Annotated in this window: 12 protein-coding genes and 1 pseudogene; 8 read left to right on the top strand and 5 right to left on the bottom strand. The window is 71.5% G+C overall.

All coding sequences use genetic code 11. The features are described 5' to 3' along the window. Positions 1–131: 131 nt before the first annotated feature. From ureA to cimA, 6 genes are all read left to right on the top strand, one after another. Complete coding sequence (ureA, locus tag Srubr_RS24210) at positions 132–830, top strand: urease subunit gamma (RefSeq protein WP_189998340.1); 699 nt, start codon at positions 132–134, stop codon at positions 828–830. After that, positions 827–2551 carry an urease subunit alpha gene (locus tag Srubr_RS24205; protein ID WP_189998339.1) on the top strand — a complete coding sequence of 575 codons (1725 nt, stop codon included), beginning with the start codon at positions 827–829 and terminating at the stop codon, positions 2549–2551. The genes ureA and Srubr_RS24205 overlap by 4 nt, the downstream gene beginning before the upstream one ends. Positions 2552–2563: 12 nt before the next feature. Continuing rightward, positions 2564–3604: an agmatine deiminase family protein gene (locus Srubr_RS24200; RefSeq protein WP_189998338.1), complete on the top strand. Its 1041-nt coding sequence runs from the start codon at positions 2564–2566 to the stop codon at positions 3602–3604. A gap of 29 nt (positions 3605–3633) precedes the next feature. Next, positions 3634–4239 (top strand): TetR/AcrR family transcriptional regulator, encoded by a 606-nt coding sequence (locus Srubr_RS24195; RefSeq protein WP_189998337.1) that lies wholly within the window; start codon positions 3634–3636, stop codon positions 4237–4239. A 120-nt stretch (positions 4240–4359) separates the two neighbouring features. Then, positions 4360–5682, top strand: coding sequence for an MFS transporter (locus Srubr_RS24190; RefSeq protein ID WP_189998336.1), 1323 nt, complete (start codon positions 4360–4362; stop codon positions 5680–5682). A gap of 285 nt (positions 5683–5967) precedes the next feature. Next, entirely contained in the window at positions 5968–7578 is a 1611-nt protein-coding gene (gene cimA, locus Srubr_RS24185; RefSeq protein ID WP_189998335.1) for a citramalate synthase, read from the top strand. Positions 7579–7591: 13 nt separating this feature from the next. Here cimA and Srubr_RS24180 read toward each other — a convergent pair whose 3' ends face one another. The 3 genes and pseudogenes from Srubr_RS24180 to Srubr_RS24170 all read right to left on the bottom strand — a co-directional run. Next, positions 7592–8200: a GOLPH3/VPS74 family protein gene (locus tag Srubr_RS24180; protein ID WP_189998334.1), complete on the bottom strand. Its 609-nt coding sequence runs from the start codon at positions 8198–8200 to the stop codon at positions 7592–7594. A gap of 56 nt (positions 8201–8256) precedes the next feature. After that, positions 8257–8727: a hypothetical protein gene (locus Srubr_RS24175; protein ID WP_229926934.1), complete on the bottom strand. Its 471-nt coding sequence runs from the start codon at positions 8725–8727 to the stop codon at positions 8257–8259. A gap of 29 nt (positions 8728–8756) precedes the next feature. Next, positions 8757–8963: pseudogene (locus Srubr_RS24170) on the bottom strand (ricin-type beta-trefoil lectin domain protein); the annotation flags it as partial. A 123-nt stretch (positions 8964–9086) separates the two neighbouring features. Between Srubr_RS24170 and Srubr_RS24165 the strand changes: the two are divergent. Next, positions 9087–12098, top strand: a complete 3012-nt coding sequence (locus Srubr_RS24165; protein ID WP_189998333.1) for a glycoside hydrolase family 3 protein — start codon at positions 9087–9089, stop codon at positions 12096–12098. A 52-nt stretch (positions 12099–12150) separates the two neighbouring features. Beyond that, on the top strand, positions 12151–13536 hold the full coding sequence (locus tag Srubr_RS24160) for a hypothetical protein (protein ID WP_189998332.1): 1386 nt from the start codon (positions 12151–12153) through the stop codon (positions 13534–13536). Positions 13537–13738: 202 nt separating this feature from the next. Here Srubr_RS24160 and Srubr_RS24155 read toward each other — a convergent pair whose 3' ends face one another. Beyond that, positions 13739–13981 (bottom strand): DUF397 domain-containing protein, encoded by a 243-nt coding sequence (locus Srubr_RS24155; protein WP_189998331.1) that lies wholly within the window; start codon positions 13979–13981, stop codon positions 13739–13741. Beyond that, on the bottom strand, positions 13978–14799 hold the full coding sequence (locus tag Srubr_RS24150) for a helix-turn-helix domain-containing protein (protein WP_189998330.1): 822 nt from the start codon (positions 14797–14799) through the stop codon (positions 13978–13980). The genes Srubr_RS24155 and Srubr_RS24150 overlap by 4 nt, the downstream gene beginning before the upstream one ends. Positions 14800–14812 lie beyond the last annotated feature (13 nt).

Raw genomic sequence — 14812 nt, 5'->3', positions numbered from 1 at the left:
GTCGCAGCATTAGAGCGACGTTCAATGAGATGTGACACGGATCGTCGGGTTGGTCTTCGGTTTCACGACTGCTCTGTTTAGAGTGGTGCTCTAATCTGTGGACGTGGTGAAGGACAAGGAGGTGCCGCGTCGTGAGACTGACCCCCACGGAACGTGACCGGCTGCTGCTCTTCGGGGCCGCGGAGCTGGCCCGGGCCCGCCGGGCGCGCGGCCTCAGGCTGAACGTGCCGGAGGCCACCGCGCTGATCGCGGACACCGTCTGCGAGGCGGCCCGGGACGGCAAGCGGCTCGCCGAGGCCATCGAGGCCGCCCGGTCGGTGCTCGGCCCCGAGGACGTGCTGCCGGGTGTCGCCGACGTCGTCACCGAGGTGATGGTCGAGGCCGTCTTCGACGACGGCTCCCGGCTCGCGGTCGTCTCCGACCCGATCGGCGGGGGCCTCGGCGCGGGCGCCCCGGGCGCGCTGCTGCCCGGCCCCGAGCACGCCGACTCCGAACCCGCCGTCCGGCTGCGCGTCACCAACACCGCCGGCGTACCGGTCTCCGTCACCTCCCACTTCCACTTCTTCGAGGCCAACCCGCGCCTCGACTTCGACCGCCGCGCCGCCTACGGCATGCGGCTGGCCGTACCCGCGGGCTCCTCGGTCCGCTTCGGGCCCGGCGAGAGCGCCGAGGTCCCGCTCGTGCCGATCGGCGGCGAGCGGATCGCGATCGGCTTCGCCGGCCTGGTGGACGGGCCGCTGGACGCGCCCGGCGCGAAGGAAGAGGCCCTGCGCAGGGCCGCCGCCTGTGGCTACCTGGGAGTGACCCCGGAAGGAGACGAGGAGCGATGAGCCGCTCGAAGGGACGAGAGGTGAGCCGGTCGATCCACGTCGACCCGCACGCCTACGCGGCCACCCACGGCCCGCGCGCCGGCGACCGGATCCGCCTCGGCGACTCCGGGCTGACGATCCGTGTCGAGTCCGACGCCCAGAAGTACGGCGACGAGTTCCTGGCCGGGTTCGGCAAGACCGCCCGCGACGGACTGCACCTGAAGGCCGCCGCCGTCCGCGACACCTGCGACGTGGTGATCAGCAACGTCGTCGTGATCGACGCCGTGCAGGGCATCCGCAAGGTGTCCATCGGCATCCGCGAGGGACGCATCGCCGCCATCGGGCGGGCCGGCAACCCGGACACCCTGGACGGCGTGGACGTCGTCGTCGGCACCGGCACCTCCATCGTCTCCGGCGAGGGCCTGATCGCCACCGCCGGCGCCGTCGACACCCATGTGCACCTGCTGTCGCCGCGCATCATGGAGGCGTCCCTCGCCTCCGGCGTGACCACGATCATCGGGCAGGAGTTCGGCCCCGTCTGGGGCGTCGGCGTCAACTCGCCCTGGGCGCTGCGCCACGCCTTCAACGCCTTCGACGCCTGGCCGGTCAACATCGGCTTCCTGGGCCGGGGTTCGTCCTCCCACCCGGCGCCGTTGATCGAAGCCCTGGCCGAGGGCGGGGCGAGCGGCTTCAAGGTGCACGAGGACATGGGCGCCCACACCCGCGCGCTCGACACCGCGCTCCGGGTCGCCGAGGAACACGACGTCCAAGTGGCCCTGCACAGCGACGGGTTGAACGAGTGCCTGTCGGTCGAGGACACCCTGAGGGTGCTGGAGGGCCGCACGATCCACGCCTTCCACATCGAGGGCTGCGGCGGCGGACACGTGCCCAACGTGCTGAAGATGGCCGGTGTCCCGAACGTCATCGGCTCCTCCACCAACCCCACCCTGCCCTTCGGCCGGGACGCGGTCGCCGAGCACTACGGCATGATCGTCTCCGTCCACGACCTCAAGCCCGACCTGCCCGGCGACGCCGCCATGGCCCGCGACCGCATCCGGGCCGGCACCATGGGCGCCGAGGACGTGCTGCACGACCTGGGCGCGATCGGCATCACCTCCTCCGACGCCCAGGGCATGGGCCGGGCCGGGGAGACGGTCCGCCGCACCTTCGCCATGGCCGGCAAGATGAAGGCCGAGCTGGGCCCGCTGGAGGGCGACGGCGAGGGCGACGACAACGCCCGCGTACTGCGCTACATGGCCAAGCTGACCATCAACCCGGCCATCGCGCACGGACTTTCGCACGAGGTCGGCTCGATCGAGGCCGGCAAGCTCGCCGACATCGTGCTGTGGCGCCCGGAGTACTTCGGCGCCAAGCCGCAGCTCGTGCTGAAGGCAGGCTTCCCGGCGTACGGCGTGGTCGGCGACCCCAACGCGGCCACCGACACCTGCGAACCCCTCGTCCTCGGGCCGCAGTTCGGCGCGTACGGCGCCACGGCCGCGGACATCTCCGTGGCGTTCGTCGCCCAGGCCGCCGTCGACCAGGGCAACGACACGATGCCCACCCGGCGCCGCCGGGTCGCCGTGCGCGGCACCCGCGGCATCGGCCCCGCCGACCTGAGGCTGAACGCCCGTACCGGCGCGGTGGACGTCGACCAGCGCACCGGCCTGGTCACCCTCGACGGCGAGCCGCTGCGCTCGCAGCCGGCCGACTCCGTCTCCCTCAACCGCCTCTACTTCCTCTAAGGACCTCCTCGCATGAGCACCCCCGCCGCCGACGGCTTCCGCATGCCCGCCGAGTGGGCCCCGCACGAGCGCACCTGGATGGCGTGGCCGGGCCCCAACCCCACCTTCGACGACCCGGCCGACCTGGCCGCCGCCCGCACCGCCTGGGCGTCCGTCGCCCGCGCGATCCGCCGTTTCGAACCGGTGACGGTCGTGTGCGGCCCCGGCCAGTCCGCCGAGGCCCGGCAGCTCCTCGGCCCCGGCATCGACACCGTAGAGCGGGAGCTGGACGACGCCTGGATGCGGGACATCGGCCCCACCTTCCTCACCGACGGCAAGGGCAACCTGGCCGCCGTCGACTGGACCTTCAACGGCTGGGGCGCTCAGCACTGGGCCCGCTGGGAACACGACTCCAAGATCGGCGCGCAGGTCGCCGGCCTCGCGGACGCCAGGACGTACGCCTCGAAGCTGGTCAACGAGGGCGGCGCGATCCACGTCGACGGCGAGGGCACCGTCCTGCTCACCGAGACCGTGCAACTCGGCCCCGAGCGCAACCCGCACTGGTCCAAGGCGGAGGTCGAGGCGGAGATCCACGCCCACCTCGGCACCGAGAAGGCGATCTGGCTGCCGCGCGGCCTGACCGGCGACTACCCCCCGCACGGCTTCGGCACCCTCGGCCACGTCGACATCGTCGCCGCCTTCGCCCGCCCCGGCGTCGTCGTCGCCCACCACCAGCCCGACCCCGCCCACCCCGACCACGAGGTCACCAAGGAGGTCATCGGCCTGCTGAGGTCGGCGACCGACGCCCGGGGCCGCGCCCTGGAGGTGGTCGAGGTGCCCGCCCCGACCGTCCTGGAGGCCGACGGCCACTGGGCCGACTACTCCTACATCAACCACTACATCTGCAACGGTGGCCTGGTCCTGTGCGGCTTCGAAGACCCGCGCGACGAGATCGCCGCCGGGATCTTCCGCCGCCTGTTCCCGGAGCGGACGGTGACCCTGGTGGACGCCCGTACGATCTTCTCCGGTGGCGGTGGCATCCACTGCATCACCCAGCAGCAGCCGAAGGTCTGACACACAGCACACAGGAGCGGGAGCAGCAGATGGCCGGTGCGGGCCGGGCGCGCCGTAACGCGCCGCCGCGCGAGGAGGTCCTCGCCGCCGCCATGGGCATGATCGCCGAGCGCGGTCTGGAGAAGCTCACCATGGCGGGGCTCGGCCGCGAGGTCGGGATGAGCAGCGGCCACCTGCTGTACTACTTCCGCTCCAAGGACGAGCTGCTGCTCCAGACCCTGGAGTGGAGCGAGGGCCGGCTCGGCGCGGAACGCGGCCGGCTGCTCGCCGGGCCGGGGACCGCGCGCGAGCGGCTGGAGGCGTACGTCGACCTGTACGTCCCCGAGGGCCACCGGGACCCGCACTGGACGCTGTGGCTGGAGGTCTGGAACCGCTCGCAGAACGCCGACGACGACGCGCGCGCCCGGCAGGCCGCGATCGAGGGGGCCTGGCACCGGGACCTCGTCGCGCTGATCGCGGAGGGGGTGTCGCGGGGGGAGTTCCGGGGGGTGGACGCGGACCGCTTCGCCACGAGGACGCGTGCGCTGCTCGACGGGTTCTCGATCCATGTGGCCATCGGGTTGCGCGGGACCGATCGTGAGGAAGTCCTTCGGCATGTGCGGGAGTTCTTCGAGGACGCGTTGGTAGTCGTTTAGCTGCGGCGCCGTCGTGGCTGGTCGCGCCCGCGCGGCGGAGCCGCATATCGATACAGCCCCGCGCCCCTTCGGGGCGCTGCACAGGAATCGTTCACTCCCGCTCCGGGCATGTACCGGCCCATGGGACGTCAACACTGGAAGAAGATCTGGGTCGGCTCGGCGGGGAACATGGTCGAGTGGTTCGACTGGTTCGTGTACGCGAGCTTCGCCACCTATTTCGCCGGCGCGTTCTTCCCGAGCGGCAACCCCACCGCGCAACTGATGAACACCGCCGGTATCTTCGCCGTCGGCTTCTTCATGCGCCCCGTGGGCGGCTGGCTGCTGGGCAGGGTCGGCGACCGCAAGGGCCGCAAGGCGGCACTCACCCTGACCGTCACCCTCATGTCGGCCTCGGCGGTCCTCATCGCCGTGGCCCCCACCTACTCCGTCGCCGGCTACGGCGGCGCGCTCGTGCTGCTCGTCGCCCGCCTGCTCCAGGGCCTGTCCGTGGGCGGCGAGTACGCGGCCAGCGCCACCTATCTCACCGAGGCGTCCGACCCGTCCCGGCGCGGCTTCGCCTCCAGTTTCCAGTACGTGTCCATGACGGCCGGACAGATCGCGGGCCTCGGCCTCCAGATCATCCTCCAGCGGACCATGTCCGATGACGCCCTGCACAGCTACGGCTGGCGCATCCCGTTCATCGTGGGCGCGCTCGGCGCGGCCGTCGTCTTCTACCTGCGGCGCACCATGCTGGAGACCGAGGTGTACGCGGAGGACACCTCGCACAGCGCCGAGCGCGGCACCCTGCGCGCCCTGTGGCGGCACAAGCGGGAGGCGTTCCTGGTCATCGCCCTCACCATGGGCGGCACGGTGGCCTACTACACGTACACCACCTACCTGACCAAGTACCTGTCCAACTCGGCGGGCCTGTCCAAGCAGACGGCGACCCTGGTCTCCTTCACCGCGCTGATCGTCTTCGCCTGCCTCCAGCCGCTGGCCGGCGCCCTGTCCGACCGCGTCGGCCGCCGCCCGCTGCTGATCACGTTCGCCATCGGCTCGACCTTCCTCACCGTGCCGATCATGACGCTGCTCAAGCACGTGGACGGCTACTGGCCCGCCCTCGGCCTCGCCCTGCTCGCGCTGGTCGTGGTCACCGGCTACACCTCGATCAACGCCTGTGTGAAGGCCGAGCTGTTCCCGACCGGCATCCGCGCGCTCGGCGTGGCCCTGCCGTACGCCATCGCCAACGCCCTCTTCGGCGGCACCGCCGAGTACGTCGCCCTGTGGTTCAAGAAGGGCGGCATCGAGTCCGGCTTCTACTGGTACGTGGCCGCCTGCGCCGCCGTCTCCCTCGTGGTGTACGTCACCATGCGCGAGACGAAGGACCTGGACCTGGCCCGGGTGAAGGCGGGTGAGGGAACCGGGGCGGGCGACGGGGAGTCCACGCTGACGACCGCATCCTGAGACGGTCGACGAGCCGGGGGCGGGGCTGTGCCAGACTGCCCCCGTGCTCTCGTTCGCCATGATTATTGGCAGCAGGCGCGCCGGTCCGCAGTGACCACCTCGTACGACCAGGTGCGGGTGGCCATCGTCGTCCTCGACCCGCGCGCAGACCTCTCGCACCCGCGAGGGGTTTTTTCGTTTTCCGGCCCACCTTCAGCCGGGGACGGAGCGCGCGGGAGGATTGGGGGGATGGTGGAGCCGGTCATTCCGGTAAGACCGAAGATCCATAACAGGAGCCTTGAGACCATGACCGAGACGGCAACCAGCGAGCTCGACGACTCGTTCCACGTCTTCGACACCACGCTGCGCGACGGAGCGCAGCGCGAGGGCATCAACCTCACCGTCGCGGACAAGCTCGCGATCGCCCGGCACCTGGACGACTTCGGCGTGGGCTTCATCGAGGGCGGCTGGCCCGGCGCCAACCCCCGGGACACCGAGTTCTTCGCCCGCGCCCGTCAGGAGGTCGACTTCCGCCACGCCCAGCTGGTCGCCTTCGGCGCCACCCGCCGCGCCGGCACCACGGCCGCCGAGGACCCGCAGGTCAGGGCGCTGCTGGAGTCCGGTGCCCCGGTGATCACCCTGGTCGCCAAGTCGCACGACCGGCACGTGGAGCTGGCGCTGCGCACCACCCTGGACGAGAACCTGGAGATGGTCCGCGACACCGTGTCGTACCTGAAGGGCCAGGGCCGCCGGGTCTTCGTGGACTGCGAGCACTTCTTCGACGGCTACCGCGCCAACCCCGACTACGCCAAGGCCGTCGTCCGCGCCGCCGCCGAGGCCGGAGCCGATGTCGTCGTCCTGTGCGACACCAACGGCGGCATGCTGCCCGCCCAGGTCCACGCGGTCGTCTCCACCGTCCTCGCCGACACCGGCGCCCGGCTCGGCATCCACGCCCAGGACGACACCGGCTGCGCGGTAGCCAACACCCTGGCCGCCGTGGACGCGGGCGCCACCCACGTGCAGTGCACGGCCAACGGCTACGGCGAGCGCGTCGGCAACGCCAACCTGTTCCCGGTGGTCGCCGCCCTGGAGCTGAAGTACGGCAAGAAGGTGCTGCCCGACGGCAAGCTGCGCGAGACCACCCGCATCTCCCACGCCATCGCCGAGGTCGTCAACCTCACCCCGTCCACCCACCAGCCGTACGTGGGCGTCTCCGCGTTCGCGCACAAGGCCGGGCTGCACGCCTCCGCCATCAAGGTCGACCCGGACCTGTACCAGCACATCGACCCCGAGCTGGTCGGCAACACCATGCGCATGCTGGTCTCCGACATGGCGGGCCGCGCCTCGATCGAGCTGAAGGGCAAGGAGCTCGGTATCGACCTGGGCGGCGACCGGGAGCTGGTCGGGCGCGTGGTCGAGCGCGTGAAGGAACGCGAACTCAAGGGCTACACCTACGAGGCCGCCGACGCCTCCTTCGAACTCCTGCTGCGCGCCGAGGTCGAGGGCAAGCCGCTGAAGTACTTCGACGTGGAGTCCTGGCGGGCCATCGTGGAGGACCGCCCCGACGGCACCCACGCCAACGAGGCCACGGTCAAGCTGTGGGCCAAGGCCGAGCGGATCGTCGCCACCGCCGAGGGCAACGGCCCGGTCAACGCCCTGGACCGGGCGCTGCGGGTGGCGCTGGAGCGGATCTACCCGCAGCTCGCCAAGCTGGAGCTGGTCGACTACAAGGTCCGCATCCTGGAGGGCAAGCACGGCACCTCCTCCACCACCCGCGTCCTGATCTCCACCTCCGACGGCTCCGGCGAGTGGGCCACCGTCGGCGTGGCCGAGAACGTCATCGCCGCGTCCTGGCAGGCCCTGGAGGACGCCTACACCTACGGCCTCCTCCGCGCGGGCGTGGCACCGGCGGAGTAGCCCCGCCGGGCGCTCAGGGCGCCCGCCAGATGTTGTCGAACGCCACGTTCTCGATGCGGCGGCGTTCGCGTACGGCGTCCAGTTCGGTGACCGCGTCGCCGACCGCGATCAGCACGGTGACGACCGCCTCGTCCTCGGGGGCCTCCCGGGCCGGGCGGTCGGCGCCGATGCCGAGGGCGGCCGCGAGCCCGGTGAGGACCGGGTCGCGGGACTCCCAGCGGTCGGTGGCGTGGCGTCGGGCGGCGGTGTCGGCCGGCGCCGTGGCCTTGCCGCGCCGCCGGGGCAGCCAGTGGTGGCGCCGCTCCCCGGCGAGCTGTCCGGCCGCCTCCAGCACGTCGTAGTAGGCCACGGCCAGCCCCTCGCCGCGCCGCCACAGCCAGTCCGCGACCGTCTCGTACGGCTCCTCGCGGCGGAGCCGGGCCCCCGCCTCGTCCAGCATCCGGTCACCGGTGGTCAGCACCGGCCCCGGCACGACGAGCTCGCCGTCCAGGGTGAGCGCCCGCGCGCCGAGCAGGTCGATCAGCTCGGCCCCGGCCAGCGCCAGCGACAGGTCGCCCTGCTCGACGGGGTGCTCACCGGGGACGTCCAGGCTGACGAGGAAAAGATCCTGCGGTGTGGTCATGCCCTCCACCTTGGTCCGCCCCCGCCCGATCCGCAGCCCGGCACACCGGTACGGCGTCAGCACGAGTCTTCGGCGAGCCGCTCGAACTCCCGTCCGCTCATCACCCGGCCGTCCGCCCACACCTGCCCCGGCCTCAGCCGCCCGACCTGCTCGGCGGTGAACTCGACCGTTCCGTTCTGGGAGTCGCCGCCGGTGTACTGCCCGAACCTCAGGAGGTAGTGGTGCCGGGGCAGCAGCCGCTGCGGGCCCCGGTGCCGGGCGTCCCAGCCGGCGGGCGGGGCGAAGAGGGGGAAGCCGGCGTCGCCGTGCAGCCCCTCCTTGTCCACGTCCCAGCCGGTGGTGACGGGCCCGTCCTCGCCACCGCGCGGCCGCCCGTCCAGGGACGGGTTCTGGTAGCCGTGGTCGCCGCACGGACGGAACACCGCGTACGGCGTCCCGTCCGGCGCGGCCCGCACCCCGGCGAGCGGCAGATCGAGGGCCGAGCAGCCGCTCAGCACCAGCATCCCGCCGACGATCCCCGCCGCCACGGCCCCTGTGTGTCGCAATGTCCCGCCCAACGCAGTGTCCACTTCTGGTTGGCGGCCCCGGTGCACGACCAGATCTGGGCCTGGGCGCCATTCGCCGACGATGTGTCGGTGACGTCCGGGCACTTGTCGGCCGCCGTGTTCACCACATCACCGGTGGCCGTGTCGTACGACCACCGTTGGGCACCGATTCCGTTGCGGTCGTACAACTGGACCTTGGCCCCGTCCGCCGTCGAACCCAGGCCCTAGCTGACGGGTCGTCTTGACGGCTGTGTGAGGCCCTAGTTAACTCACGGCGTGAGCTAAGCCCTGAGTGAACCACGAGAGTCCATGAGTGAACCGTGAGAGTCAAGGGAAGGTCCATGCGAAGAACCGCCCTGCTCGCCTCCGCCGCGCTCCTCGCCGGTCTGCTGCCCTGGGCGGCCACCGCCCGCGCCGCCGACGAGCCGCCCCCCACCGCCGTCGACCGCTTCGAGGGCGAGGTGCCCTTCGCGAAGCAGCCCGCCGAGGGCATCTTCACCTGGGGCGGCGACACCGACGACCCGCCGACGCTCCACCTGGCCGACCGCGCCGACGCCCCCGAGGGCGCCAAGGTCCTGGCCGGCACCTACGAGATCAGCGGCTACGGCGGCTTCACCCACGACTACGCCGCCACCGCCCCCGCCCACGACTGGTCCGCCCACCGCGGCATCCGCTTCTGGTGGGACGGCCGGAACGACGGCCGGAAGATCACCGTCGAGATCAAGGACGGAGGCGCCCACGGCGAGGCATCCGAACTCTGGACGGCCTCCTTCACCGACGACTTCACCGGCTGGAAGCAGGTCGAACTCCCCTTCACCGACTTCGCCTACCGCACCGACTACCAGCCCGTCGGCGGCATCGACCACGTCCTCGGCCTGAAGGAGATGTGGGGCTACTCCGTCACCCTCCCGACCGGCGCCAAGGGCGACTTCGCCATGGACGGCGTGGAGCTGTACGGCACGGCGGACCCGGCCCTGCGCGCCTCCGTCACCACCGACGCGCCCGTCCACCCGGTCGAGGAGGGCGGAACGGCGAAGGTGAAGGTGTCGGTCGCCACCACCGGCGCGGCCCCCCTCACCGACCCCGTGACGGTCACCTACACCACGGCCGGCGGCACGGCCGCCTCCGGCACGGACTACACCCCCGTCTCCGGCACCCTCACCTTCCCGGCCGGCACCGCCTCCGGTGCCACCCGGACCATCGAGGTGCCCACCCGCCGCGACCGGAAGGCCGAACCCGCCGAGACCATCCCGCTGAAGCTCACCGTCACCGGCGCCAAGGCCCCCGCGGAGACCCCGCAGGTCGTGATCGACGCGCACGGACTGCCGTACCTGAACGCCAAGCTGCCCATCCGCGAGCGGGTCGCCGACCTGCTCGGCCGGATGTCCCTGGCGGAGAAGGCCGGCCAGATGACCCAGGCCGAGCGCGGCGCCGTCGGCCAGGGCGCCGACATCACCGCCTACGCCCTCGGCTCACTGCTGTCCGGCGGCGGCTCCACACCCACGCCCAACACCCCCGAGGCGTGGGCGAAGATGATCGACGCCTTCCAACTGCGCGCCCAGGCCACCCGTTTCCAGATCCCGCTGATCTACGGCGTCGACGCGGTCCACGGCCACAACAACCTCACCGGCGCCACGATCCTGCCGCACAACATCGGCATCGGCGCCGCCCGTGATCCCCAACTCGCCTACCAGACCGGCGTGGTGACAGCGGCCGAGGTCCGCGCGACCGGCGTCCCCTGGGACTTCGCGCCCTGCCTGTGCGTGAGCCGCGACGAACGCTGGGGCCGTGCCTACGAGTCCTACGGCGAGGACCCGGCCCTCGTGGAGTCCATGGAGACGGTGATCCAGGGCCTCCAGGGCCGCGCGAACGGCAAGGACCTGAGCCGGAACGACAAGGTGCTGGCCACGGCCAAGCACTTCGTCGCCGACGGCGGCACCGCGTACGGCTCCTCCACCACCGGCACGTACACCATCGACCAGGGCGTCACCACGGTCACCCGCAAGCAGCTGGAGGACATCCACCTCGCGCCGTACCAGGAGGCCGTGGACCGGGGCGTCGGCACGGTCATGCCGTCGTACTCCTCCCTGGACCTCGGCGACGGCAAGGGCGCGGTGAAGATGCACGCCCGCGGCGACATGATCAACGGCGTGCTCAAGGGCCGGATGGGCTTCGACGGCTTCGTGATCAGCGACTACAACGCCACCGACCAGCTCCCCGGCGACCGGGCCGCCCAGGTCCGCGCGGCGGTGAACGCGGGCGTGGACATGATGATGGTGCCGTACTCGTACAAGGAGTTCAGCACCACGCTCGCCGACGAGGCGAGGGCGGGCCGGGTCACCCAGAAGCGGATCGACGACGCGGTCACCCGCATCCTCACCGAGAAGATGAAGCTGGGCCTGTTCGAGCACCCCTACGCCGACACCACCCACGCGTCCGCCATCGGCTCCCCGGAGCACCGCAAGGTCGCCCGCCGGGCCGCCGCCGAGTCGCAGGTGCTCCTGAAGAACAAGGGCGGTCTGCTGCCGCTGAAGAAGACCCAGAAGGTGTACGTCGCCGGGTCCAACGCCGACGACATCGGCAACCAGACCGGCGGCTGGACCGTCACCTGGCAGGGCTCCTCCGGGAACATCGTCCCCGGCACCACCATCCTCCAGGGCCTGCGCAAGGCGGGCGGCCAGGTCACCTACTCCAAGGACGCCTCCGCCCCGACCGCCGGCCACGACGTGGGCGTGGTCGTCGTCGGCGAGACCCCGTACGCCGAGGGCGCAGGCGACGTGGGCAACGGCCACGACCTCACCCTGTCCGCCGCCGACCAGGCCGCCGTGGACAAGGTCTGCGCGGCCATGGAGTGCGCGGTGCTGATCGTCTCCGGCCGCCCCCAGCTCATCGGGGACCGCCTGGACAAGATCGACGCCCTGGTGGCCTCCTGGCTGCCCGGCACCGAGGGCGACGGCGTGGCGGACGTGCTGTACGGCAAGCGCCCCTTCACCGGACAGCTCCCGGTGAGCTGGCCGAAGTCCGAGGCGCAGCTCCCGATCAACGTGGGCGACACGGCGTACGACCCGCAGTTCCCGTACGGCTGGGGCCTGACCACCCTCGCCGAGCCGCCACAGGGCGGCGCGTCCACCCTGCGTGCCCTGGCGGACCGGGCCACGGCGGCCGAACGCCACGGGGACGCACGGACCGGCCGCGCCCTGGTCACCCGGGCCCGCCTCCTGGTCCAGCAGAAGGCGGCCGGCCACCTCACCCAGGCGGTGTCCAAGCCCTTCGCCGACGCGGATCACCTGCTGCTGACCGGCCGGTACGGAAAGGCGGTGCAGAAGCTGGCGGAGGCGTACCGAGCCGCCTGATCGGGGAGCAGACGAACGCCCCCTTTGGGGAGGTTTCGGGTAATTTTTAGGTATGAAGGCCGTTCCGCGGACCCGAAGCCTCCCCGCACTGCTGCTGGCCGCCCTGGCCCTGGTGCTGGCGACCCTGTACGCGCCCCCGGCGAGCGCGGAGACCAGCGTCTCCACGATCGCCCAGGCCCTGCGCAAGAGCCCCGTCTACGTCGATCCGGCGGCCCGGGACGAGCTGCCCGCCAACACCGCCGAGGCGCTCGAAGCCCGGATCAAACGCGCGGACAAACCCCTGTTCATCGCGGTCCTCCCGGCCGGCTACCCCACCGCCGACCTCTTCGCCGACCTGCGCGCGGCGACCGGCGTCACCGGCCTGTACGGCATCCGCCTCGGCGACCGCTTCGACGCCCGCGCCGACGCCTCCGTCATGTCGCCCACGGCCCGGCAGAACCTCGTTCGCAGCGTCCAGGGCGAGGACGCCAAGAGCCAGCTGGCCGACTTCACCGACCGCGCCCTGCTCAACATGCGCGGCCACGCCCCCGAGAGCTGGGGCGGCACGGGCGACGGCGTGTCCGGCACGGCCCTGATCACGACGGCGGCGGTCCTGGTGATCGCCGGCGCGGGCGCGTACACCCTCGTCCGGCGCAACCGGCGCCGCCGCGAGGAGGAGCAGCGGCTCGCGCTGGACCGGCTGCGGGTGGTGGTGGACGAGGACATCACCGCGTTCGGCGAGGAACTGGACCGTCTCGACTTCCAGCCCACGGCGCCCGGCGCGGACGACGCCATGCGCGCCGACTACGAGCACGCGCTGGACGCCTACGACACGGCGAAACAGCGCATGGCCATGGCGGAACGCCCGGAGGACGTGCGCGGTGTCACCGAGGCACTGGAGGACGGACGCTTCTCCCTGGCCCGGCTGGCCGCCCGCCGCGAGGGCCGCCCGCTGCCCGAGCGCCGCCCGCCCTGCTTCTTCGACCCCCGCCACGGCCCCTCGGTCTCGGACGCCACCTGGGTGCCGCCCGGCGGGGCCCCGCGCCAGGTCCCGGTCTGCGCGGCGGACGCCACCCGTCTGGCCGACGGCCGGGACCCGGTGATCCGCGAGGTCGACACCGACTACGGCCGCCGCCCCTACTGGGACGCGGGCCCCGCCTACGGCCCCTGGGCAGGCGGCTACTTCGGCGGCGGCCTGCTGCCGGGCCTCCTCGTCGGCACCATGCTGGGCGGCCTCATGGCGACACCCACGTATGCCGCCGACTACGGAGCCGGGTACGGCGACTTCGGTGACCAGGCGGGTTACGGCGGCGGCTACGAGGGCGGAGACGTCTCCGGCACCGACTTCGACCCCGGGGACTTCGGGGGCGGATTCGGTGACGGGGGCGGCTTCGGCGGGGGCGGAGACTTCGGTGGCGGTGGCGGCGGTGGCGGTGGGGACTTCGGCGGGGGCTACTGACCCCGCCGGGTGGCGTAGCGCTCCGTGCCAGTGCCCGTCGTCGCCTCGCCCGCACATCAGGTCGATCCGGATCTCCTCCGGCGCGAACGGCATCCAGTCGATGCCGCGCTCACGCAGTCAACCGAGCAGCACGTGCACGGCGTGCGGCCGGCCGGGCACGTTCGGGTACGAGGCTATGTGGACCCATTCCGCGTCAGCGTGTTCAGCGCGCGATGCCGTCAAGGAACTCGCTCCAGGTGGTGGGGGAGAGGTTAAGGATGGGGCCGGTGGGGATCTTGGAGTCGCGGATGTGGATGGCGGAGGGGTGAGCGGCTACCTCTACGCAGTCGCCGCCCTGGCTGCCGCTGTAGCTGGACTTGTGCCAGGCGTAGGCGAGTTCGACACAGTTGCCGCCTTCGCTGCCGCTGTAGCTGGACTTGAACCATGCCAGTGCTGCGGTGTTCATGACTCTCCTAGCAGTCCTTTCAGCAGGCGCACACTCTTGTCCGGTGAGAGGGCCTGGGACCGCAGCATTCCATACTTGAGGTGGTAATCGCTGACCTCGTCGGGATCATCAACGAGGAAGCTGGCGCGCTGTACCTCCAGGTAGACAAGTCGCTCGTGCTCGGGGGTCTCCAGCAGCACCATGGGGCCGTCCAGACAAGGGTGCGGTGTCTTGTTCATGGGCATGACCTGGAAGCTCATGTGGGCGGGCTCGGTGTACTCCAGGATCTGCCGAAGCTGCGCCCGCATGACCTCGCGACCGCCGACTTCCCGCCGCAGGAGGCTCTCCTCAAGGATGAAGTGGCCGACGGTCGGACGTTCCCGTTGCCAGATCGCCTGCCGTTCCATGCGGGCGTTCACCCATTGCTCGGCCTTCTCGTTTCCGATTGCCGGATAGCGGTAGTCGAACACAGCACGGCAGTAGTCCCTGGTCTGGAGGAGTCCTGGAACGAGCAGACTCTCGTACGAGAGGACGCTCAGCGCCTCCTGCTCGTGATCGACCAGCCCTTGCGCGAATTGAACGATCCGGTCTCGTACCGGCAGCCGTGCGACGACCACCGTCAGCGCGCCCCCCGTGTTCAGCAGCTCATCGAACTGTTCAGCTCGGTCTGGCTGTAGGGCGAGTCGGCCTTGCTCGATGGACCTCACTGTGTCGACGGAGATGTTGGCCATCTCGGCCAACTGTTCTTGGGTCAGGCGGGCTTTCTTGCGGTAGTGGGCGACGAGCGCGCCGACCGCGTACCACGAACCGACCTTCTTGGGCCTTGGTGCCTCGTGCATGGCCGTTCCTTTC

The sequence above is a fragment of the Streptomyces rubradiris genome (assembly GCF_016860525.1).
GTDB lineage: Bacteria > Actinomycetota > Actinomycetes > Streptomycetales > Streptomycetaceae > Streptomyces > Streptomyces rubradiris.
Note: the sequence above shows the minus strand (reverse complement) of the source record. Positions and strands in the feature narration are given on the sequence as shown.

Coding starts and splice junctions, on each gene's coding strand:
- Srubr_RS24205 (WP_189998339.1), top strand. CDS start 827: ATGAGCCGCTCGAAGGGACGAGAGGTGAGCCGGTCGATCCACGTCGAC.
- Srubr_RS24200 (WP_189998338.1), top strand. CDS start 2,564: ATGAGCACCCCCGCCGCCGACGGCTTCCGCATGCCCGCCGAGTGGGCC.
- Srubr_RS24195 (WP_189998337.1), top strand. CDS start 3,634: ATGGCCGGTGCGGGCCGGGCGCGCCGTAACGCGCCGCCGCGCGAGGAG.
- Srubr_RS24190 (WP_189998336.1), top strand. CDS start 4,360: ATGGGACGTCAACACTGGAAGAAGATCTGGGTCGGCTCGGCGGGGAAC.
- cimA (WP_189998335.1), top strand. CDS start 5,968: ATGACCGAGACGGCAACCAGCGAGCTCGACGACTCGTTCCACGTCTTC.
- Srubr_RS24180 (WP_189998334.1), bottom strand. CDS start 8,200: ATGACCACACCGCAGGATCTTTTCCTCGTCAGCCTGGACGTCCCCGGT.
- Srubr_RS24165 (WP_189998333.1), top strand. CDS start 9,087: ATGCGAAGAACCGCCCTGCTCGCCTCCGCCGCGCTCCTCGCCGGTCTG.
- Srubr_RS24160 (WP_189998332.1), top strand. CDS start 12,151: ATGAAGGCCGTTCCGCGGACCCGAAGCCTCCCCGCACTGCTGCTGGCC.
- Srubr_RS24155 (WP_189998331.1), bottom strand. CDS start 13,981: ATGAACACCGCAGCACTGGCATGGTTCAAGTCCAGCTACAGCGGCAGC.
- Srubr_RS24150 (WP_189998330.1), bottom strand. CDS start 14,799: ATGCACGAGGCACCAAGGCCCAAGAAGGTCGGTTCGTGGTACGCGGTC.